The sequence below is a fragment of the Sporolactobacillus nakayamae genome (assembly GCF_900113325.1).
Classification (GTDB): domain Bacteria; phylum Bacillota; class Bacilli; order Bacillales; family Sporolactobacillaceae; genus Sporolactobacillus; species Sporolactobacillus nakayamae.
Genome location: NZ_FOOY01000006.1, coordinates 49,210 through 68,756, shown reverse-complemented (window position 1 = coordinate 68,756; position 19,547 = coordinate 49,210). Strand labels below are relative to the sequence as shown.

The 19,547-nt window shown below is 45.4% G+C and carries 21 protein-coding genes, 1 pseudogene and 1 riboswitch; of the genes and pseudogenes, 17 read left to right on the top strand and 5 right to left on the bottom strand.

Annotation, left to right across the window (positions count from 1 at the left end; genetic code table 11):
- The first annotated feature begins 4 nt into the window (after nucleotides 1-4).
- The 9 genes from BM003_RS04920 (at nucleotide 5) to BM003_RS04880 (ending at nucleotide 7,571) form a co-directional block, all read left to right on the top strand.
- Nucleotides 5-1,018 (top strand): methionine ABC transporter ATP-binding protein, encoded by a 1,014-nt coding sequence (locus BM003_RS04920; RefSeq protein WP_093670708.1) that lies wholly within the window; start codon nucleotides 5-7, stop codon nucleotides 1,016-1,018.
- Nucleotides 1,018-1,680, top strand: coding sequence for a methionine ABC transporter permease (locus BM003_RS04915; RefSeq protein WP_093670706.1), 663 nt, complete (start codon nucleotides 1,018-1,020; stop codon nucleotides 1,678-1,680). Before BM003_RS04920 ends, BM003_RS04915 begins: the two co-directional genes overlap by 1 nt.
- Nucleotides 1,681-1,802: 122 nt before the next feature.
- Nucleotides 1,803-2,018, top strand: coding sequence for a helix-turn-helix transcriptional regulator (locus tag BM003_RS04910; RefSeq protein WP_143128430.1), 216 nt, complete (start codon nucleotides 1,803-1,805; stop codon nucleotides 2,016-2,018).
- On the top strand, nucleotides 2,015-2,482 hold the full coding sequence (locus tag BM003_RS04905) for a hypothetical protein (RefSeq protein ID WP_093670702.1): 468 nt from the start codon (nucleotides 2,015-2,017) through the stop codon (nucleotides 2,480-2,482). The genes BM003_RS04910 and BM003_RS04905 overlap by 4 nt, the downstream gene beginning before the upstream one ends.
- 29 nt (nucleotides 2,483-2,511) lie before the next feature.
- Nucleotides 2,512-2,916, top strand: coding sequence for a phosphate-starvation-inducible protein PsiE (gene psiE, locus BM003_RS04900; RefSeq protein WP_093670917.1), 405 nt, complete (start codon nucleotides 2,512-2,514; stop codon nucleotides 2,914-2,916).
- 161 nt (nucleotides 2,917-3,077) lie between these two features.
- Nucleotides 3,078-4,007: a manganese-dependent inorganic pyrophosphatase gene (locus tag BM003_RS04895; RefSeq protein ID WP_093670700.1), complete on the top strand. Its 930-nt coding sequence runs from the start codon at nucleotides 3,078-3,080 to the stop codon at nucleotides 4,005-4,007.
- 887 nt (nucleotides 4,008-4,894) lie between these two features.
- Entirely contained in the window at nucleotides 4,895-5,638 is a 744-nt protein-coding gene (gene nfsA / locus BM003_RS04890; RefSeq protein ID WP_177184655.1) for an oxygen-insensitive NADPH nitroreductase, read from the top strand.
- Nucleotides 5,639-5,641: 3 nt separating this feature from the next.
- A complete protein-coding gene (locus BM003_RS04885; protein ID WP_093670696.1) occupies nucleotides 5,642-6,490 on the top strand; it encodes a hypothetical protein in 849 nt (282 codons plus the stop codon).
- Nucleotides 6,491-6,527: 37 nt separating this feature from the next.
- The gene (locus BM003_RS04880) at nucleotides 6,528-7,571 is read left to right on the top strand and encodes a lactonase family protein (protein ID WP_093670694.1); all 1,044 of its coding nucleotides are present in this window, start codon (nucleotides 6,528-6,530) and stop codon (nucleotides 7,569-7,571) included.
- 3 nt (nucleotides 7,572-7,574) lie between these two features.
- On the opposite strand, the gene BM003_RS04875 is transcribed toward BM003_RS04880, so the two are convergent.
- From BM003_RS04875 to BM003_RS04865, 3 genes are all read right to left on the bottom strand, one after another.
- Nucleotides 7,575-7,826, bottom strand: coding sequence for a YuzB family protein (locus tag BM003_RS04875; protein WP_093670692.1), 252 nt, complete (start codon nucleotides 7,824-7,826; stop codon nucleotides 7,575-7,577).
- A 124-nt stretch (nucleotides 7,827-7,950) separates the two neighbouring features.
- Complete coding sequence (locus tag BM003_RS04870; RefSeq protein ID WP_093670690.1) at nucleotides 7,951-8,583, bottom strand: superoxide dismutase; 633 nt, start codon at nucleotides 8,581-8,583, stop codon at nucleotides 7,951-7,953.
- A 167-nt stretch (nucleotides 8,584-8,750) separates the two neighbouring features.
- A complete protein-coding gene (locus tag BM003_RS04865; RefSeq protein WP_093670688.1) occupies nucleotides 8,751-10,088 on the bottom strand; it encodes a 5'-deoxyadenosine deaminase in 1,338 nt (445 codons plus the stop codon).
- A 51-nt stretch (nucleotides 10,089-10,139) separates the two neighbouring features.
- A riboswitch (purine riboswitch) is annotated at nucleotides 10,140-10,240 on the bottom strand.
- Nucleotides 10,241-10,593: 353 nt separating this feature from the next.
- Between BM003_RS04865 and BM003_RS04860 the strand changes: the two genes are divergently transcribed.
- Genes BM003_RS04860 through BM003_RS04840 form a run of 5 tightly spaced genes read left to right on the top strand, consistent with a single transcriptional unit; the run spans nucleotide 10,594 to nucleotide 15,526 of the window.
- Nucleotides 10,594-11,580 carry a dimethylarginine dimethylaminohydrolase family protein gene (locus BM003_RS04860; protein ID WP_245734074.1) on the top strand — a complete coding sequence of 329 codons (987 nt, stop codon included), beginning with the start codon at nucleotides 10,594-10,596 and terminating at the stop codon, nucleotides 11,578-11,580.
- A 28-nt stretch (nucleotides 11,581-11,608) separates the two neighbouring features.
- Nucleotides 11,609-13,273 carry a M20/M25/M40 family metallo-hydrolase gene (locus tag BM003_RS04855; protein WP_093670684.1) on the top strand — a complete coding sequence of 555 codons (1,665 nt, stop codon included), beginning with the start codon at nucleotides 11,609-11,611 and terminating at the stop codon, nucleotides 13,271-13,273.
- Between the two features lie 56 nt (nucleotides 13,274-13,329).
- Complete coding sequence (locus BM003_RS04850) at nucleotides 13,330-14,106, top strand: transporter substrate-binding domain-containing protein (protein WP_093670682.1); 777 nt, start codon at nucleotides 13,330-13,332, stop codon at nucleotides 14,104-14,106.
- A 30-nt stretch (nucleotides 14,107-14,136) separates the two neighbouring features.
- The gene (locus BM003_RS04845; RefSeq protein WP_093670680.1) at nucleotides 14,137-14,814 is read left to right on the top strand and encodes an amino acid ABC transporter permease; all 678 of its coding nucleotides are present in this window, start codon (nucleotides 14,137-14,139) and stop codon (nucleotides 14,812-14,814) included.
- Nucleotides 14,801-15,526: an amino acid ABC transporter ATP-binding protein gene (locus BM003_RS04840; protein WP_093670678.1), complete on the top strand. Its 726-nt coding sequence runs from the start codon at nucleotides 14,801-14,803 to the stop codon at nucleotides 15,524-15,526. Before BM003_RS04845 ends, BM003_RS04840 begins: the two co-directional genes overlap by 14 nt.
- Here BM003_RS04840 and BM003_RS04835 read toward each other — a convergent pair.
- On the bottom strand, nucleotides 15,523-16,407 hold the full coding sequence (locus BM003_RS04835; protein WP_093670676.1) for a LysR family transcriptional regulator: 885 nt from the start codon (nucleotides 16,405-16,407) through the stop codon (nucleotides 15,523-15,525). The genes BM003_RS04840 and BM003_RS04835 overlap by 4 nt on opposite strands.
- A 152-nt stretch (nucleotides 16,408-16,559) precedes the next feature.
- Between BM003_RS04835 and BM003_RS04830 the strand changes: the two genes are divergently transcribed.
- Nucleotides 16,560-17,855 (top strand): aspartate aminotransferase family protein, encoded by a 1,296-nt coding sequence (locus tag BM003_RS04830; protein WP_093670674.1) that lies wholly within the window; start codon nucleotides 16,560-16,562, stop codon nucleotides 17,853-17,855.
- A 99-nt stretch (nucleotides 17,856-17,954) separates the two neighbouring features.
- Nucleotides 17,955-18,167 (top strand): annotated as a pseudogene (locus BM003_RS18215) (ATP-binding cassette domain-containing protein); the annotation flags it as partial.
- Between the two features lie 44 nt (nucleotides 18,168-18,211).
- On the opposite strand, the gene BM003_RS17550 reads toward BM003_RS18215, so the two are convergent.
- Nucleotides 18,212-18,358, bottom strand: coding sequence for a DUF5670 family protein (locus tag BM003_RS17550; RefSeq protein WP_177184642.1), 147 nt, complete (start codon nucleotides 18,356-18,358; stop codon nucleotides 18,212-18,214).
- A 194-nt stretch (nucleotides 18,359-18,552) separates the two neighbouring features.
- Here BM003_RS17550 and BM003_RS04820 point away from each other — a divergent pair, with 194 nt between their 5' ends.
- Nucleotides 18,553-19,410 (top strand): HAD family hydrolase, encoded by an 858-nt coding sequence (locus tag BM003_RS04820; protein ID WP_093670670.1) that lies wholly within the window; start codon nucleotides 18,553-18,555, stop codon nucleotides 19,408-19,410.
- The last annotated feature ends 137 nt before the right edge of the window (nucleotides 19,411-19,547 follow it).

The following is a 19,547-nucleotide window of genomic DNA, read 5'->3' as shown; positions in this document are numbered from 1 at the left end:
CTTCTTGATTAAATTGCAGCATGTGTCAAAGACGTTTCGGGTTGGAAAAAACAAGATTGAAGCCTTGAAGGACGTCTCCCTAGAGGTGAATAAAGGTGAAATTTTCGGTGTGATTGGGTTCAGCGGCGCCGGAAAAAGCACGCTGATTCGTTGTGTGAACCTGCTTGAACGACCAACCGGCGGGCAGGTGTTTGTCGATGATCAGGATGTTTTGGGACTGAATAAAAAAGGTTTGCGGCAATTAAGACGAAAGATCGGCATGATTTTTCAAGGCTACAATTTGCTTGAAACGGCGAATGTCTATGAAAATGTTGCAACGCCTCTGAGACTGGAAGGCGTATCGAAGGAAGAGATCAAGGCCCGCACTGATAAATATTTGGAAATTGTCGGTCTGTCGGATCGTCGAAGTGCTTTTCCAAGCCAGTTATCCGGCGGCCAGAAGCAAAGGGTAGCGATTGCCCGTGCGCTCGCGCATGAACCGGAAGTACTGCTTAGCGACGAAGCGACAAGCGCGCTCGATCCGAATACGACAGACGCGATCCTTGAACTTTTGCTGAAAGTGAATAAAGAGCTTGGTATTACCGTTTTCCTGATTACTCATGAACTGAATGTCATTCAGCGTATTTGTGATCGGGTGGCAGTCATGGAGAATGGCCGGGTTGTTGAACAGGGCTCAGTTGTCGATGTATTCACTCGGCCAAAGGAAGCGATGACGAAGCAGTTTATCAGCAATGAAGCCAAATTCCTAATTCCAGCATCACTGAAAAGTGAGTTGCTGAAGTCGGGGAAACTGGTCAAGCTGACATTCCTCGGTGAGTCATCGAAAGATCCGGTGCTTGCCACTTTGGCGAAACAGTTCGACGTTCTGCCAAGTATTATTGCGGGCGGAATCGACCAACTGAAGGATCAATCGGTCGGTAATCTGCTGGTCCATATTAAAGGGGATCAGAATAAGGTTGAAACGGCCATACAATTTTTGCATGAACAGAATATTCTCGTGGATGAGGTGAAGGGCTGATGGCAGATTTTCTGAATCAATGGGGCGACGCGATCTGGGAAGGCTTCATTCAAACAACACAAATGACGCTTATTTCGCTCGCATTTTCCATACTTATCGGCCTTCCATTAGGTATTCTGCTTGTTTTGACGAGGAAACAAGGTCAATGGGAAAATATCGTTGTTTATACGATTGTCAACTCATTGATCAATATCATTCGGTCGATACCATTCATTATCTTGTTATTCTTTTTGCTTCCGTTCACAAAGTTCATTGCCCATACGACGATCGGAGTTCGAGGGGTTATTGTCCCATTAGTGATCGCCTGTGCGCCATTTATTGCGCGTTTGCTTGAAACGGCGATGCTTGAGGTGAGCAAGGGTGTGATTGAGGCGTACCAATCGATGGGGATTTCAACTCCGAAAATCATTTGGCATGTGATCATTCGTGAAGCTCGATCATCAATTATACTTGGACTGACAATTGCCATTATCGGATTAATCGGCGAGACGGCGATGGCCGGATTTGTCGGTGCCGGCGGGCTTGGCGACTTGGCCTATCAATTCGGCTATGTACGCTTCCAGCCTGATGTCATGTACGCAGTCATTATTATTCTGATTGTCATTGTTCAGATCATCCAGTCGCTGGGTAATGTGATTGCCAGAAAACTGAAGAAAAGTTAAAAAGGGGACGGCGCGAACGTTTCAATTTGAAACTGTTTGACCGCCGCTTTTTTTACATCTATAATGTTAATTAGAGTTAACATTATGTTTGGTTTACTATACATTGAAATGAGCTGAAAATGGTGTTTCTATCGAATCGTGTAAAAGAACTGCGCGCGCGCCATGACTGGACGCAAGCGCAATTGGGCGAAAAGGTTGGCGTGACACGACAAACGATTGCATCTATTGAAAAAGGTGACTATGTCCCGTCACTGCTGCTTGGCCTGCAACTTTGCGATGTGTTTCAACTGCCTATGGATGACGTTTTTTTATTAGAGAAAGGAGAGAGTGAAAAATGAAGCGCTTTTGGTTTTCACTAATCATGTCACTCTGTACAATTAGTTCATTTGCGCTTGCCATGGTTCCATTGATTCAATTGACCAATGGCTTAGCCGATTTGATTTACAGTGATACGGATAACTTTTCAATAGAAATAAAATTGATCTGGTTTCTTCCTATTCTTGTTTTAGGAATCATTGAAGGAATGGATCATTTGTGGAATAAACGAAAGAACAAATCATCATTCTGGATCTATCCGCTTGTTACGCCATCAGATGACGAGCGTGAACGGGCCATCACAGCTAACGCTTCGCATACTGCTTTTCTCACCATATGGGCAGCTGTACCGATATGTGCCGGTGCCATGTGCTTCTATCCGCTATTTGTAGAAATTTTTCCGATCTACCCGATTCTCGTTGTGCTCATGATTCCATTAATTCAGATAACGGTATACTATTTAAAGATAAGAAGAATCTTTTTATAAGGTATTCATTGAAAAAGGATGTGAATCCATTGGAGCGAAATAAGATTGATCGAACCATTACAACGATCCTGCAATGGACACTGAACATTGTACTGATCGCTCTGGCAGTTGTCCTCAGCGTTGCCTTGATTAAGGAAACGTATCAATTTTTTACTTATCTCTTTTTGAGTGAAAATGCCTCGTACTATCATTTGTTGGAGGGAATTCTTGTATTCTTCCTCTATTTTGAATTTATCGCGCTGATCATCAAATATTTTCAGGCTCATTATCATTTTCCGCTCCGTTATTTTGTCTATATTGGCGTGACAGCGATTGTTCGTTTGATCATTGTCAGCCATGATAATCCGCATTCGGTTCTGCTGTACGCGATCGCGATTTTAGTACTTGTCGGCGCGCTTTACATTGCCAACACGAAATTGTTGAATCGGGAATAAAGTCGATTCATTTTCAATGATTTTCATAAAAGTGGGCTTGCCCATTAATGTGCATCCTTCAGCTATTGAAATTCTTAGAAACATAAGGTATGGTTTTGTTGAGAGACTATGAACGGATCATCTGTGAATAGCCAATATACGTTAACTAAGGGGTAGAAAAAATGGGAAAAGTGCTTGTTTTCGGGCATAAGAGTCCTGATACCGACGCGGTTTGCTCGGCAATCGCGTTTGCTGAGCTTAAGAACAAACTCGGCGAAGATGTAGAAGCCGTTCGCCTTGGCGATTTGAACGGTGAAACGGAATATGTACTGAAGCATTTTCAGGTTGAGGTGCCACGTCTGGTACAAACCGTTGCTAATGAAGTTCCGGCTGTTTATCTGGTCGACCATAACGAACGCGCACAGAGCGTCGACGATATCGAAAAGGTGGACGTGCTCTCCGTTGTCGACCACCACAGAATTGCTAATTTTGAAACGAAAGCGCCGCTCTACTATCGCGCCGAACCGGTAGGATGTACCGCAACAATTATCAATAAATTGTACAAAGAAGCAGGCGTTGCTGTTCCTAAGACGATTGCGGGACTCATGCTGTCCTCGATTATCTCGGATACACTGTTGTTTAAATCGCCGACCTGTACGGAAGAAGACGTGAAGGCTGCCAAGGAACTCGAAGCTATTTCAGGCGTAGACACACAATCATACGGACTGGATATGCTCAAGGCAGGTACCAATATCGCGGACAAAACGGCGGAAGAACTGATCTCAATTGATGTAAAGCCATTTGAGATGGGCAAATATGCTGTGAAAATCGCTCAGGTCAACGTTGTGGATACAAATGACGCACTTTCTCGTCAGGCGGAGCTCGAAGCTGCGATTAACAAAGAAATTGATGCGAATAATCTTGATTTGTTTGTACTCGCAGTGACCAATATTCTGACCAGTGATTCCGAAGCACTGATCCTTGGTAAAGCGGCTGCGGCAGCAGAAGCAGCCTTTAAGGTCACGCTGGACAACAATGTGGCAACTCTTAAAGGCGTCGTTTCCCGTAAAAAACAAATTGTACCGGTACTTACTGAAGAACTGACAAAATAATTTTAATCAGAATTCACGAACAGAGGGATTGTCTCCCTCTGTTTTTCTGTGCGCCGGCATGGACGACAGCTTGGCGGTACGACGATAAGGCCATAAGATTCGGTTGGGCGATCAGGTAAGCGCCCAATCTGAGAAATAAACGGAAAAATTCCGCCTAATTACAAAATTAATGAAAAAATTGCTTAAATAGACGGAGAAATTCCGCTTATCGAATCGAAAAACGTGAAAATGGAGGGTTTTTCTGTGAATAAGCGGAAAAATTACCCTTATGTACCTGTGAAACAAGCGGCAGGATGCATATAACCGGAAAATCTCCGCTTATTTTACTCCGCGTTACTTAATCAAGGACCAAAATGAGTTATTAGAAAACTTGCCGATTGGCAAGCCTTGGCGCAGACAGAGGCTTAGTTGCACTTACACTCGTTTCCTTGAATCTTTAATTTTTTTATACTTTTTTATCAGTGTTAGAAAACTTGGCTTCGCCAAGCCTCTGGCGAAGGCGAAGACTTAGTTGCGACGGCCATGGACGGCCTAGTGTCCGGTGAGCCGCAGGACGCGGCGTTTTTCCGGACCGCTTACACTCGTTTCCTTTAAATGTTTTCTTATACTTTCCTACCAGTGTGAAACAGAATTGTCTGTTAAGGACAAGGTTGATGATTCAAAACGGTATTTAGAGCAAAGGAGCTTTCGTATGTAAGGAACATTCGCTAATGACGCATATGTAAAATCTTAAAAATAGCGGAAACAAACATAAGTCGCTCGGTAAATAAAGGAGCTTCAACTAACGGCGCTCTGATTCAATCAAACTCAAGGGTTCATTCATGCGCGCAGTGAATGAATCACGTATAATTAGAAAAAAGATTTCTAATAAGGGAGACTCATGATTGATGCATAATCCAACGATTCATACGCTATTAAACCATCGTTCGATTCGGAAATTTAAAAAACAGACACTATCGGAAGAACAAATAAAGCTGCTTGTTGACTGTGCGCAGGCGGCATCAACGTCAAGCTTTACGCAATCTTTTTCAATTATCGGTGTTGAAGATCCGGCGATCAAGAAACAGCTGCGCGAAATTTCAGGGGATCAGCCTTATGTCGAGGAATGCGGTTATTTCTTCGTGTTTGTCGCGGATCAATACCGCAACAAACAGATTGGTGATCGGAACGGAGCGGATACTTCGGTGCTGGACACCACGCAAAGACTTACGGTTGCGCTCGGTGATGCTGCTTTTGCTGCCCAGAATATGGCTGTGGCTGCCGAATCCATGGGGCTGGGCATTTGCTACATCGGCAGTATCCAGCGGGATGTTGAGAAAACGTCCGAAATTTTACAGCTTCCGGACTATACGTTTCCGGTATTTGGGCTTGCAGTCGGCTATCCGGATCAAGAGCCGGAAAAGAAGCCGCGCCTGCCCTTTGAGAACATCTTCCATCGGAACGTATATGGCCGGACAACGAACGAGGAAGCACTCAAAAAATATGATCAGCAAGTCGCAAGCTATTACCATACGCGAACAGGCGGTCATCGCGATGAAACATGGACAGATCAGATTGCGCAAGGATTGAGTGCGCCGCCACGCCTTGCCCTGAAACCTTTTCTTGAAAAACAGCACTTGGGCAGGCGCTGACAAATGATTGGTCCCTCATGGCTATCTATTGCCTTGAAGATCATCGGACTCACGTTAACACAGTTTATCTCTCTGCTTGGCGGATTGGTCATTGCCGGATTTATTCTTGGGGTCCTTGAACGACAGGCAAATGGCCGTGTGATACACTTGTTCGGAATGAAGGGAATTTATGGCACAGCCTGGCTGGGAACGCCGATTCATGAGTTGAGTCATGCCGCCATGTGCCTGTTTTTTCGCCACCGCGTGACTGAAATTAAATTGTTGCAAGCAGTGGATTCGGGCGGAACGATGGGCTATGTCCGCCATGCATACAATCCGAATAGTTTCTACCAGCGAATCGGCAATCTTTTTATTGGCATCGCCCCTTTAATTGGCGGCAGCCTTGTGATTGCCGCCGCGGCGAAATGGATGCTGCCCAATGTTTCCGGGACCTTTTTTGACTATGTGTCCGGCGCACCGCGGCTCTTCTCGTTTTTTGATTTGCCGTCATGGCTGGCGCTTAATAAGGCGGTTATTGCTGTTTTTCGTAGCCTGTTTGCTTTCGAAAATCTGACCAATCCGTATTTTTGGCTGTTTTTAGTGATCGCGGTTTGTGTGTCGTCGCGGATGTCGCTGAGCAGGGAGGACATTCGCGGTGCTTGGAGCGGAGCGGGTGCGCTTCTCGTGTTCTTACTTTTAGTCAACGCACTAAGCGCGCTTCTCGATCCGACACTGCGCGGCCAAATGATGTATTGGATTGCGCGTTGTAATTTTCTTCTCATGATCATGTTAAGCATGTCCGTCTTTTTTTCTTTTCTCGTCTTTTTCGCCAGCCATTTTGCCTTTGTCATTATGGGATTGCTGAAAAAGTAATTTACTATAAGAGTCAGTTCAAAAAGGAGGAATGTATATGAGTCGCTATAAAGGGTACATCGGTACGTACACAAAAGGGAAGAGTGAGGGTATCTATTCATTTGTCCTTGATACGGTGCGCAAGGAATTGACTGCACTGCGTGCGGAGGTGAAGCTGGACAATCCGACCTATCTTTCGATTAGCCAAGATAACCGCCATCTTTATTCAGTGATGAAAAGCGGATCGAAAGGCGGTGTCGCTGCCTATGCAATTGAAGCTTCCGATCACCTGCGGTTGCTTGGAACGAGCTTGAGAGAGGGCTCATCTCCTTGCTATGTCAGCATTGATCGGGAAAACAGACGTATCTTGGATGCAAACTATCACAAGGGTACGGCAAGTCTTTATGCATCGAACACAGATGTTGGCCTAAACGTTGTGGGGGATGTGGTGCACAAGGGCTCAGGTGCGAATCCTGATCGTCAGGAGGGACCGCATGTCCATTTTGCGGACTTTACACCTGATGGTCGCTTTGCAGTTACTGTAGATCTTGGAACGGACGCGCTCACTACCTATCAATTGTCGGATGATCGATGGACGAAGCAAAGCGAATTGACTTTTCTTCCCGGCACCGGACCGCGGCATTTGGCATTTCATCCGAATGCACCTTATGCCTACATGATGACCGAACTGAGTAATGAAGTAATCGCTCTGCATTTTGATGCGGAGCATGGTCAATTTAGCTTGATACAAAAAATGAACGCACTTCCTGCCGACTTTGATGGACACAGCCAGGGGGCGGCAATCAAGATTAGCGCCGATGGACGTTTCGTTTATGCATCCAATCGCGGGCACAATAGCATTGCGGTATTTCAGATAGATGAACATACCGGAAAACTGGCCTTGATTGAGCATGTGGACACACTGGGAGATTGGCCGCGTGATTTTGAAATGGATCCAAGCGGAACGCTTCTCATTGTCGCCAATCAGAATTCCGGAGATCTCTTCTTATTTGAGCGGGATTCAGTATCGGGACATCTCAGCCCACTTAACTCAAAACTGTCTGTTCCCGATCCGGTTTGTATCAAATTTCTGCATGCATAAGCATTATTGAAGTGCGTTTAACTCTTCATCGACTTTTTTTTCGATTTTTTCGAGACAGGCATCAATGGTGTTCGCAAAGACGCGCTGTCCGTTAACCATCGCAAATGGTTTTAAACTGCACATACCGCAAACATTCAGACAATCATAGTTCATCACTGCGACTTCCGGGTGACGGGCTATTTTTTCTAGGTGCTGAACGGTCAGCGATCCATAATCGCAAACTTCAATGGTGATAAGACCTAATCCTTCGTTCATAGTCAATCCTCCTAATGGCTTTGAAGCAAGCCCCTATCCATTCTAACGATAGTGAGCGGTGAAAATCAAGAAGCGCCCGGGACATAGAAATCCCGAAGTGAATAAACTCACTTCGGGATTTACATTAAAGAACGGTATTGGCGTTAAGTGTCTTTTCGTAAACGTCAGAAACAAAATCCCAATTAATAAGGTTGAAGAAATTCTTAACATACTCTGGGCGTCTGTTCTGGTACTTTAAGTAATACGCGTGTTCCCAGACATCGAGCCCAAGCAGCGGAGTTGCCTCATCCATGAGCGGGCTGTCTTGATTCGGCGAGTTGGTTACTTTAAGAACATTTTGTTTTGTGACCGTTAGCCAGGCCCAGCCGGAGCCGAATTGACCGGTTGCCGCAGCGGTGAAGGCTTCTTTGAATTTTTCAAAGCCGCCAAGCTGTTTATCAATTGCCTCGGCAAGTGCTCCAGTCGGCTGCTTGGATCCTCCGGGAATAAGCACTTTCCAGAAGAAGCAGTGATTGTAGTGACCACCGCCATTGTTCCGGACGGCGGTTCGACTATCCTCCGGCACTTTATCCAAATGAGCAATCAGGTCGGTCAGCGAATTGTCTTTTAATTCAGGGTGTTTATCAAGGGCAGCGTTCAGGTTTGTGACGTAGGTTTGATGATGCTTGTCATGATGGATCATCATCGTTTCCTTGTCGATGTAAGGTTCAAGGGCGTCAGGAGCAAATTCAAGTGCAGGCAGTTCAAAGTGACTCATAAACATCCTCCTTTTAACCAATTCATTTGCTAACCCCAATTCTATTGAATCAGATTTAGGATATATTGATCAATTATTTTGCTCAAGAAGCGGCACTTCTATGTATCAAGTTCTTACTCTATAGAAAAAATGCGGATCCAATTGGACCCGCATCAAACCTCCGATCATTAAACGCGTATCCCCGCACGCTTCATCAAGCGTTCTATGGCGACTTCGGATTCTTTTAAAACAAACGTTTGATCAATGGTTTTCATCTGTCGATTTTCCATGACAATGCGTCCGTCGATGATTGTGGTTTCTACATCTGAGCTGTTTGCCGAATAGACAATCCGTGAAATCGGATCGGTGCCGAACATCGGATTACAGTGAAAGGTATTCAAATTGAGAATGGCAAGATCCGCCTTCTTCCCGACTTCGAGGCTGCCAATTTCATTTTCTAAACCGACCGCTTTTGCTCCGTCAATCGTCGCCATACGGAAAATCTGCCGCGCGTTCATGGCGGTTGGACCATGAACCGGCTTTTGGATCAATGCGGCAAGACGCATTTCCTGGAACATATCCAAATTGTTGTTGCACGGCGCGCCATCTGCGCCAAGGCCAAGGTTAATTCCCATATCCGCCATCTGCGGCACTTGAGCGATTCCGGAAGCAAGCTTTAAGTTTGAACCGGGGCAATGGCTGACATGAACGCCGCGGTTTCGAATGATCGTTTTTTCTTCCTCAGTGAGCCAAATGCAATGGGCAAGAATCAACCGCTTGCCTGCAAGTCCAATATGATCGAGATATGCAATGTTGCGCATACCGGTATCGTGCTCAACAATGGCAATTTCACCGCGATTTTCCGATGCGTGTGTGTGAACAAAAACGTTGTAATGATCGGCGAGATCACGCACTTGTGTGAGCAGAGATTCTGTGCAGGAGATAACGAAGCGCGGTGCAAATGCGTAACGGATTCGTCCGTTGTCGTGCCCGTTCCATTTTTCCAAAAGATCGACACTTTCGCGAATGGAATCATCCGTTTTTTCTTGGAGGCCGAGTGGTACATCGCTGCCTTTATCCATCATCACTTTGCCGGACAACGCTCGGATGCCGCTTTCAGCAATTGCCTGAAAGGCTTCATTTGTGTAATGTACGGTCTCCATATCGACAATGGTCGTTGATCCTCCCGAAACCAATTCGCCGATTCCGAGTAATGCTGAGAGATAAATGGACTCGTCATCATGTGCGGCTTCAAGCGGCCAGATACGTTTTCTCAGCCAGTCCATGAGCTCCAGATCGTCCGCCTTGCCGCGAAACAGCGTCTGACAGAGATGGATATGTGTTTGGATGAATCCGGGAATGACCGTTCGTCCTGTTCCATCAATCACATAATCGCCGGGCTTCGACTGCATGGTTGGTCCGACTGATTGAATTCGGTCGTTCTCAATCAAAAGATCTCCATGGGTAATTGTCTCATTTTGATCCATGGTAACGATCTCAGCATTCTTAATAATTGTTCGTTTCATAACATCCATCTCCAAATAAAATTGTGGAAAACAAAAAAAGGGCTACGAAAAATATGCGAACATATTTTTCGTAGCCGGGAATTTACGGTTCCCAGGTAGAGACCCCTAAACCGTATTATTAAGGATATACGAAAACAGAAAGGATGAAGTTTACAAATCTAATAATAATCGAATGTGAAGAGATCGTCAATTATAATGTCATAAAATCTAACCAACGTTATTCTTTAATAAAGTAAATCTGACAAGCGATGAAGGAGGTGTTCGAATAATTTTAAAAATACATGATTTTCCCAAACTGTGCCTAACATCATTACTGTGCTCTGATAAAGTAATAAATAAAAAATTGACGAGCGATAGAATTTTCAGATACATGACATAAAAAATTATAAATAACGCTAACGTAATTTTTGTATTATCATAGAAGCAGATGAATTTAATGTAAGGTTTTGTTCCATAACATGTGCTAAACGAGTTGCCGATTTTCTAAGGAGGGGTCTGTTTGTCTGTGTTGCATAAATTTCTTGACGAGAATATGGTTCAGGATTCATTTGAAGATACTGCTCTTTTGGAAAAGTACTGGTCTTCAGATTGGGGAAATCCGAATGCCGTCGGAAAGGTGAGAAAGGTTTTTGTCCACCGTCCGGGAAATGAGGTCCATGAATTAAATAAAGCGAAATTCGAACCGGAAGCCGGGGCGAGAATTCTTCGCGATGCGAGCGGGAACATTGTCAGTTACAGCTTAAGCAAAGAGTCGCTGGATCTGGCGAAAATGCAGGAGCAGCATGACGGGATGACAGACATTTTGAAACAAGAAGGCGTCGAGGTCATTCCGCTTATTGAGGACGACCAGTTGTTGACGAACAATTTATTTGCACGTGATGTCGGCATGGTCATTCCCGGTGGTCTGATTTTGGCTCGATTTGCATTGAAATTCAGATATGGAGAAACACGACGTACGCTCAAGACGGCTGCTGAAATCGGTATGCCGGTGCTGGCATCCATCCAAGGAAAGGGCTTTGTGGAAGGCGGCAGCTTCATGGTATTTGATCGGAAAACGGCGATGGTTGGGCGTTCCATTCGCGTGAATCAAGAAGGGATCGACCAGTTGCGTGCTATACTTTCTTGGCAGGGCATGGATCTTGTTGTTGTCGATCTGCCCTCCAGCATGATTCATCTTGACGAAGTGTTCAATATGGTTGACGTGGACAAGGCGCTTGTTGATCCGACTAATCTGCCGCATTGGTTCCTTCAATACCTGCAGAAACGCGGTATTAAGTTGATCTATACCGATCCTCTTGATCCGCCGATGACCACTAATTGTCTGTGCCTCGCTCCTGGAAAGGTACTCTTCACTTCTCTAGGCGTTCGCACCATCGACGCACTTGAAAAAGCCGGTGTCGAGGTCATTGCGATTCCGGTAGATGAACTGAATAAAATGGGTGGGGGCATTCACTGTTCCTCACTCGTGCTTCAACGTGATCCCGTGGAATAATTCAACAGAAAGGGAGAGAGAATTTATAATGTATGAGGCCATTAAGGACTTGCCGGCGGAAGAGCAGATTGAGAAAATAGCGAGAGATCTTGTCAGCGTGAAGAGCGTCAACGGTACGGACGGAGAAGTGAACATGGCAGATCAGGTGGAAATGATTCTCCGCTCCTTCCCTTATTTCGCGCAGAATCCGGATCAGGTCTGGACGCAGCCGCTAAGTGATGATACGCTTGGAAGAAAAAATGTGTTCGCTCTTCTTGAAGGGGCGTTTGAAAATAAGAAGACCATCATTTATCATGGTCATATGGATACGGTCGGTATTGACGACTTTGGATCCCTTGAGTCACATGCGTTGGATCCGGACTATCTGCAGCGTTATTTTTCCAAGTACACGAAGGATAGCGATGTTCAGCAAGATGCGGCGTCCGGGGACTGGCTGTTCGGTCGCGGCATGCTGGATATGAAAAGCGGCGACGCTGTCCACCTGAGCAATCTGCTCTATTATTCGGAGCATCGGAACCAATTGAAAGGCAACCTGCTTGTCATGTTTAACCCGGTCGAAGAAAATGATCATGTGGGCGTAATGGAAGCAACGAAAGAGCTGATCCGCTTGAAGAAAGAGCGTGGACTTGACTACTTGCTGGCCATTAACGGAGATTTCAACAGCCCGCTTTACAAAGGTGATCCGCGCCGTTATGTCTATACCGGATCTGCGGGAAAACTGCTCGGCTGCTTCTACATCAGGGGCCGTGAAACGCATGTCGGAGAAACGCTCTCGGGAATTGATCCAACGCTGATCGCAAGTAAAATTAATGATGCGTTGAACAATAATATGGCCTGTGCGGAACAAATTCCCGATGAAGTTATTTTGCCTCCGTCATGTCTTTTTCTTAGGGATAAAAAAGCGTTCTATAATGTCCAGACAGCAGGAACCACTCATCTGTATTTCAACTATTTTCTCTATGAGCGCACACCGAAAGAAGTACTTGAGCAGTTGAAAGCAGTGGCGCAAGACGCCTGTGATGATTTAGCGCTTTTTTTGAAAAAGCAGTATACTGTGTTCGCAAAGAATTGCGGGCTTGAAGGACCGGCACCCGAGTGGTCGACCGATGTCTTGAGCTATGAGGAATTTGTGAGTGAGTTCAAGGCAAAAGGCGTGCCTGTCGACGAATTAACGAATCAAGTGATGCAAGCGAATCCGAACGAGGATTCCCGCCAAATCAGTTTTAAGGTGATTGAGGCGCTTGAGGCTCTCTCCGGAGACAAGCGTCCGAAGGTGATCGTGTTCTTTGCCCCGCCGTATTGCCCGCATAATTATCTGCGAGAGGACGTCGCGGCTGAGAAACGCTGCGATCAGATTCTTGATCACGTATTGCGTCAGGCAGAGCAAGAAACCGGCGAGCAGTTTGCCAAAAAGCGCTTTTTCCCTTATCTTGCCGACAGCAGCTATCTCGCAATGAGCGAGACTGCTGAAGAAACGGCTGCGATTATTGGAAATTTCCCGGTATGGGACAAAATGTACAACGTGCCGCTCGACCAGATTCGCAAGCTGAACATTCCTGTTCTTGATATGGGCGTGTACGGCAAGCGGGCGCATACATGGATGGAACGCGTCTACAAGCCCTATTCATATGGCGTACTTCCGAAATTAATTCGTTCAATGACTGAGCAGATTTTCGAGGATTTAGATGTATAATAAAGTTTTCTGGTCCCTAACAAGGGAATCAATAATATAAAAAAGAGGCGAAGATAATGGTTAAAAAAATTGGTTTAGTAATGATGGCTCTTCTTTTAATTGTTCTTTCAGCATGCAGCAGTTCAGGAAGCAGTGATTCAAGCAAGAAAAAGACAATTGTAATGGGTACGAGTGCGGATTACCCGCCGTTTGAATCGGTTGATACGGCAAACGGCAACAAGATCGTTGGATTTGACCTTGATTTGGCAAAAGCTATTGCTAAAGAACTCGGCTACAAACTGGAAGTAAAGAATCAGGATTTTAACGGGCTCGTAGCTGCACTTGGCAGCAAGAAAGTAGATTTTGTTATGGCCGGAATGGTTGATACACCTGATCGCCGCAAACAAGTCGATTTCTCGAAGACTTATTATCAGTCGTTCCAAGTTATTTTGACGAGAAAAGCGACAAACATTAAAACGATGGAAGATCTGAAAAACAAGAAGGTTGGCGTTCAGCTCGGAACGACGCAAGAAACACTTGCAAAAAAAGTCAGCAAAACGATCCCGATGAAAATTCAAACATGGGACAAGCTGAACGAAATGGTTGAAGCGATGCGCGCCGGCAAGCTGGACGCAATTGTTACAGTTGACACGGTTGCTTACGGCTACACGAGCAAGGACAAGACATTCCAACAGTTTAAAGCAGTCGTTGACGGCAAGACGCAATACGATCCGATCAGTGCTGCATTCCCAAAGAACAGCAAATTAACAGCAAAATTTGACAAAGCACTGAAAAAGTTGGAAGAGAACGGCACAAAAGACAAGCTTGTCACCAAATGGATCAAAAACCAGTAATAAATAAAGTACTGAAAGGATAATGGGGCGATGGAACAACTCATTAGCAGTTTCAAAACAATTGCTCCTTCGATTCCCTATATCATTAATGGTATATGGGTAACTTTGGGGATTGCGTTAGGCGCGGCAATTATTGGTTTTGTCTTAGGAACGTTGCTGTCTCTTTGCAAAATCAGTAATGTAAAATTATTGAATGGGCTTGCCCGTGGTTATACATCGATTTTCCGCGGAACCCCGCTGATTATGCAACTCGCACTCGCCTATTTTGCGGTACCGCAGCTCTTTGGCCTTGGCGATGTCAATGCGACGACAGTCGCAATTATCACGTTCGGTTTGAATTCGGGGGCTTATATGTCCGAGATCATTCGTTCAGGAATCAATGCGGTGGACAAAGGCCAGTTTGAAGCAGCCGGCGCACTCGGTGTCGGCTACTGGCCGATGATGAAGGACATCATTCTCCCGCAGGCGATCAAGAACATCCTGCCGGCGATGATGAACGAATTCATTACTCTGACAAAAGACTCGGCGATTGTGTCAACGATTGCCGTCACTGATATGATGCGGCGTTCGCAGATTGTCTCGGCACAATATTATACTTATTTCCCACCGATGTTCGTCGCGTTTATCATGTACTATCTCGTCATCCTTCTTTTGACGTTTATCGGCGGACGCATCGAAAGGAGGCTGAGCCGCAGTGATCAAAGCTGAACATATAATAAAAAATTTCGGCAGCATCAAGGTTTTGAAGGATGTTTCACTGCAGATCAATCAAGGCGAAGTGGTCGTTGTCATCGGCCCATCCGGCTCCGGAAAATCAACTTTTTTGCGCTGTATCAATTTGCTTGAACAGCCCACATCGGGTACAGTCATGGTCGATGAGCACAATATGACGGCAATGAAACCGAAACAGGTAACCAAAGTACGGGAAAAGGTCGGCATGGTGTTTCAACATTTTTATCTCTTTCCGCATAAGACTGTGCTTGAGAATCTGATCTACGCACCGATGAAAGTCAAGGGACTCTCAAAAGATGACGCAGTAAAAAAAGCCGAGGAACTATTAAATAAAGTCGGACTGCTTGATAAAAAGAATCAGTATCCGAACAAGCTCTCAGGCGGACAGAAGCAGCGTGTGGCGATTGCCCGCGCATTGGCGATGGAGCCGGACTATATGCTGTTCGACGAACCGACATCGGCGCTTGATCCGGAAATGGTCAAGGAAGTGCTCGACGTTATTCAATCACTCGCTGAATCTGGCATGACGATGGTGATCGTCACGCACGAAATGGGCTTTGCCAAACAAGTGGCGAACAAAGTCGTCTTCATGGATGATGGCAGGATACTGGAATCCAATACGCCGGAAGCGTTCTTTAGCAATCCAAGCACGGAGCGTGCCAAGGATTTCTTGGAAAAGATTCTTTAATGGATGGTGTTCCAGTTCTGCTCAATCAGCTTGATCAGGTGCATGGTCGTTTGATCCGTAAGTTTGTTTGTGGCGATAATTAAAGATGTTTGAATTTGAATCGGTTTCTTGTTCAGAGAGATTTCATACAACTGGCGTGAAACCAGTTCTTTTTTAACGAGATTGCGACTGATGAGACCGACACCGATATCGTTCAACACAGCACTCTTGACTGCTTCGAGGCTGCTGGATTCAATGACCTTACGTGCCTGGATGTCGTTTTCTTCAATATAGCTGTTCATTTGCTGCTCGAATGGTCCGATAATTTCATACTTAATAAAAGGGAAGCGCTCAAGTAACTCTTGGTTGGAATGCTTATCATGGAGCTCTTTTGAGACAATCAGGATGAGATCTTCTTTTTCAGAAATGACGACGTTCGTCACGCCGGCTTTAGTGTAAGATCCGGAAATAATACCGATATCGAAGCTGTTATCGTTGATTCCGGCAATGACCTTATCACTGGTACACGACACGAGTTTGATGCCGATCTCAGGATAGGCATCCAAAAATTGACGGATGATCGGCGGGAAGTAATACGTACAGAATGTTTCCGACGCTGCAATGATTAATTTGCTGGCCGCTTGGCTCTCTTCCTGCAAATCAGCGTCCATTTGCTCCAAAATCGGGAAGAGCTGGTCCGCATAGCGTTTCACAATTTCTCCATACGCGGTGAGAAAGGTTTGCTTCCCGATTCGGAAAAAGAGTGAATGACCGATTTCTTTCTCAAGTGCGCGGACTTGCGCTGTGATGGTCGGCTGGGAGAAATTCAGTTGTTTGGCGGCTTGTGTGAAGTTCAGCAGTTCTGCTGCCACCTGAAAGGTTTTTAATTGTCTGAGTTCCATCGGCCGTTCCTCCAATGAGTGATCGATTAAGTGCGAATTTTGACTTAATAAAAGTAAATAAACGATTGATTAAATTCATTATATAATATTGTGTAATATAGTGGTCTTTGATAATGCTCTTCTAATTTTTAATAAAAAGAGGTATGAGTGGAATGCCGGAAAAAAGCATGTATGAAAAATCATTAGATCTGTTCCCGCCGATTGCGCTGCGTGCGACGCAACTGGGTGTTGTCAAAGGCGAAGGTGCCTATGTGTGGGATGAGAATGGGAAAAAGTATTTGGACTTTGCCAGCGGTGTCGCGGTTGTTAACTGTGGACACAATCATCCTTACATTGTTGAGAAGGCTAAGGAACAAATGGACCAGCTCATTCATGGCGGTCATAATGTGGTTTACTATCCCTCTTATATTAAACTAGCTGAGAAGATTCTCGGCCATGTGGGTTCGGATTATAAAATCTATTTCTCGAACAGCGGTGCGGAGGCCAATGAGGCTGCGATTAAGCTCGCCAAGCAAGTTACTCATCGTCCCGGCATCATTACATTCAAACACAGTTTTCACGGACGGACGCTCGCGACGACAACGCTGACGGCTTCAAATGCGAAATATCGCCGCAACTATGAGGGGCTGCTGCCGAGTGTTTATTACGCGGACTATCCGTATGCGACGCATTCCGGCTTGACTGAAGAGCAGGAAGTAACACGTTGTTTGAATTCGCTCGAAGAAATTTTTCACGACTTGATTGAACCGGAGCAGGTTGCATGCATGATCATGGAACCAATCCAAGGCGAGGGCGGCTACATTGTCCCGCCAAAATCGTTCCTGCAAGCGATTCGCAAAATCTGTGACGAACATGGCATTTTGCTCGTGTTCGATGAGGTTCAGACTGGATTCGGACGGACGGGTAAAATCTTTGCCTATGAAAATTTTGACGTAAAGCCGGATATTATGTCACTGGCCAAAGCGATCGCCAATGGTTTCCCGCTTAGCGCGCTGGTGGCCAAGCGCGATCTGATGGATCAATGGCCGGCAGGAACGCATGGCGGAACCTTCGGCGGCAATCCGGTTGCCTGCGCAGCCGGTGTCGCAGTTTTTGAATTGCTTGAAGGCGGACTTGTCGACAACGCGGTAGAAGTCGGCGCCTATTTTAAAGGAAAACTGCTTGAATTTGCCAAGCAGCATGACGAGGTGCTTGAGGTCAGGGGACTCGGGCTGATGATCGGCATTGAGTTTGTGGATCGAAACGGAAAGCCTGACGGCGACCTCGTTACAGCGATTCGGGCCAATGCGCTGGAAAAAGGCCTAATTCTACTCAACTGTGGTGTTGACCACAACGTCATCCGATTCATTCCACCGCTGATTGTCACCAAGGAACAAATCGATGATGCCTTCGCTATTTTCAGTGAAAGCTTCGAAGCGTCACTTGCTGAGGCTGCTCAGAAAAATTAAAGGATAATCGGTAAAACCGGCTGATCTCGTATTCTCGGGAGCAGCCGGTTTTTGTGTTCTGCATAGAATACGAACTGCTAAGTACGAAAATGTTCCGGCGGGCAAAAGCAAAGAATTGCAATTGCTCGATCACTGGTTAAGACTTATGACCTGTTGATCATGGATGAACCGAGTTCGGCACTTGATGATCACTTGGAAGAAGAAATTATGTTGGCGCTAAAGCAAGAAATTTTGCAACAGAATAAAATACTGATTATTTTTACTCATAAATTGAAGGTTCTATCAATCTGTAATAAAAGATTGTGTTTATAGAAAGTAAAAACCGGCCTGGCGTGTGAAACAGACCGGTTTGTTGTTTACTTCCTTGTGAAGAATTGAAGAACAAACAGAACGGCTACGGCAACAAGAAGCAGATAGATGATTGCACCGCCGATTTTAAGCAATAGGAGTACGAGCCAGATGAGAAACAAGATAACGATTAACGACCATATGAGACCGAGCATGTTTATTCCTCCCTTTTGTACGGATTGTATTAGTATGAGCAAGCGAATCTTACTTCATCACATGAAACGTGAAAAAACACGATTTTTCATAAAATGTGCAGCTTCGGTTCATGAATATGGGCTGACAGATGCGCGTCGCGCCAAGAAACGTTAGAATGAATGAAAGAGATTAGATTGTGCGGAGGCGGGAACATATGGGGATACAAACGATTATGCTTGACTTAGATGGCACAACACTGACACCGGATAATCAAGTGACTCCTGAACTGAATCACTATCTGAAGGAATTAAGCGCGCGTGGCAAGCATGTGTTTGTGGTAACCGGACGGACAGAAGTGGATGCCTTGAATGTGCTTCCAAATGATTTTCCTGCGAAGGGAATGGTTGCGTCAAATGGAATGACTGTTTTTGCCGGTGCGGAAAAAATTTACCAACGTACACTTTCAAAGCCGCTTGTTCAACTTTTGATTCAACGCTCAGAGGAACATAAATTTTACTATCAGCTCCATCCGATCGGCGGCAGACGAACAATCCTAAGTCGCGACAGAGGCTATGTTACCGATCAAATTAATGGCGAGAAACCGGAATCAGTGGCGGTTAATGAGTGGTTCTCAAGGAGACAGGCGGTCTTAGAAGACATGGTCTGGAAAGACAGCCTGTCTGACAAAGAACTCGAGGAAATTGTTAAGATCTACTTTTTCAGCGATGATGTGCGTGAAATGGATGCGTGGAAGACAGGGTTGCAAGAATTGCAGGATGAATTCTCTTTTGATTATTTCTCATCGTCGCACAACAATGTTGAATTGGTTGGAAAGAATATTTCAAAAGCAAGTGGAATTCGACGCTTATTGGATCATTACCATCTTTCACCGGATGAGGTGTTGGCGGTTGGTGATGGAGAAAATGATCTGCCGATGTTTCGGATTGCCGGTCACTCTGCTGCGATGCAGAATGCACCTGATCATGTGAAAGCGCAGGCGGATTGGGTGACAGATGCTCCGTATTTTGACAATGGGCTTTATAAATTTCTCAAGCATATTTTTCAGCAGTAAGGATGGAAATGACGATCACGAAATCGTCATTTTTATTGCCTATTACTGCTTTTTTTGATGGTGCCACCTGTTATACTTAATAAGTTGTTCTTTTTCTCATCCTCTCAGGAGTTTTTCCCTCTCAAAGCACTCGTTCG

Coding starts and splice junctions, on each gene's coding strand:
- BM003_RS04915 (WP_093670706.1), top strand. CDS start 1,018: ATGGCAGATTTTCTGAATCAATGGGGCGACGCGATCTGGGAAGGCTTC.
- BM003_RS04905 (WP_093670702.1), top strand. CDS start 2,015: ATGAAGCGCTTTTGGTTTTCACTAATCATGTCACTCTGTACAATTAGT.
- BM003_RS04895 (WP_093670700.1), top strand. CDS start 3,078: ATGGGAAAAGTGCTTGTTTTCGGGCATAAGAGTCCTGATACCGACGCG.
- nfsA (WP_177184655.1), top strand. CDS start 4,895: ATGCATAATCCAACGATTCATACGCTATTAAACCATCGTTCGATTCGG.
- BM003_RS04885 (WP_093670696.1), top strand. CDS start 5,642: ATGATTGGTCCCTCATGGCTATCTATTGCCTTGAAGATCATCGGACTC.
- BM003_RS04880 (WP_093670694.1), top strand. CDS start 6,528: ATGAGTCGCTATAAAGGGTACATCGGTACGTACACAAAAGGGAAGAGT.
- BM003_RS04875 (WP_093670692.1), bottom strand. CDS start 7,826: ATGAACGAAGGATTAGGTCTTATCACCATTGAAGTTTGCGATTATGGA.
- BM003_RS04870 (WP_093670690.1), bottom strand. CDS start 8,583: ATGAGTCACTTTGAACTGCCTGCACTTGAATTTGCTCCTGACGCCCTT.
- BM003_RS04865 (WP_093670688.1), bottom strand. CDS start 10,088: ATGAAACGAACAATTATTAAGAATGCTGAGATCGTTACCATGGATCAA.
- BM003_RS04855 (WP_093670684.1), top strand. CDS start 11,609: ATGTATGAGGCCATTAAGGACTTGCCGGCGGAAGAGCAGATTGAGAAA.
- BM003_RS04850 (WP_093670682.1), top strand. CDS start 13,330: ATGGTTAAAAAAATTGGTTTAGTAATGATGGCTCTTCTTTTAATTGTT.
- BM003_RS04845 (WP_093670680.1), top strand. CDS start 14,137: ATGGAACAACTCATTAGCAGTTTCAAAACAATTGCTCCTTCGATTCCC.
- BM003_RS04835 (WP_093670676.1), bottom strand. CDS start 16,407: ATGGAACTCAGACAATTAAAAACCTTTCAGGTGGCAGCAGAACTGCTG.
- BM003_RS04830 (WP_093670674.1), top strand. CDS start 16,560: ATGCCGGAAAAAAGCATGTATGAAAAATCATTAGATCTGTTCCCGCCG.
- BM003_RS17550 (WP_177184642.1), bottom strand. CDS start 18,358: ATGCTCGGTCTCATATGGTCGTTAATCGTTATCTTGTTTCTCATCTGG.
- BM003_RS04820 (WP_093670670.1), top strand. CDS start 18,553: ATGGGGATACAAACGATTATGCTTGACTTAGATGGCACAACACTGACA.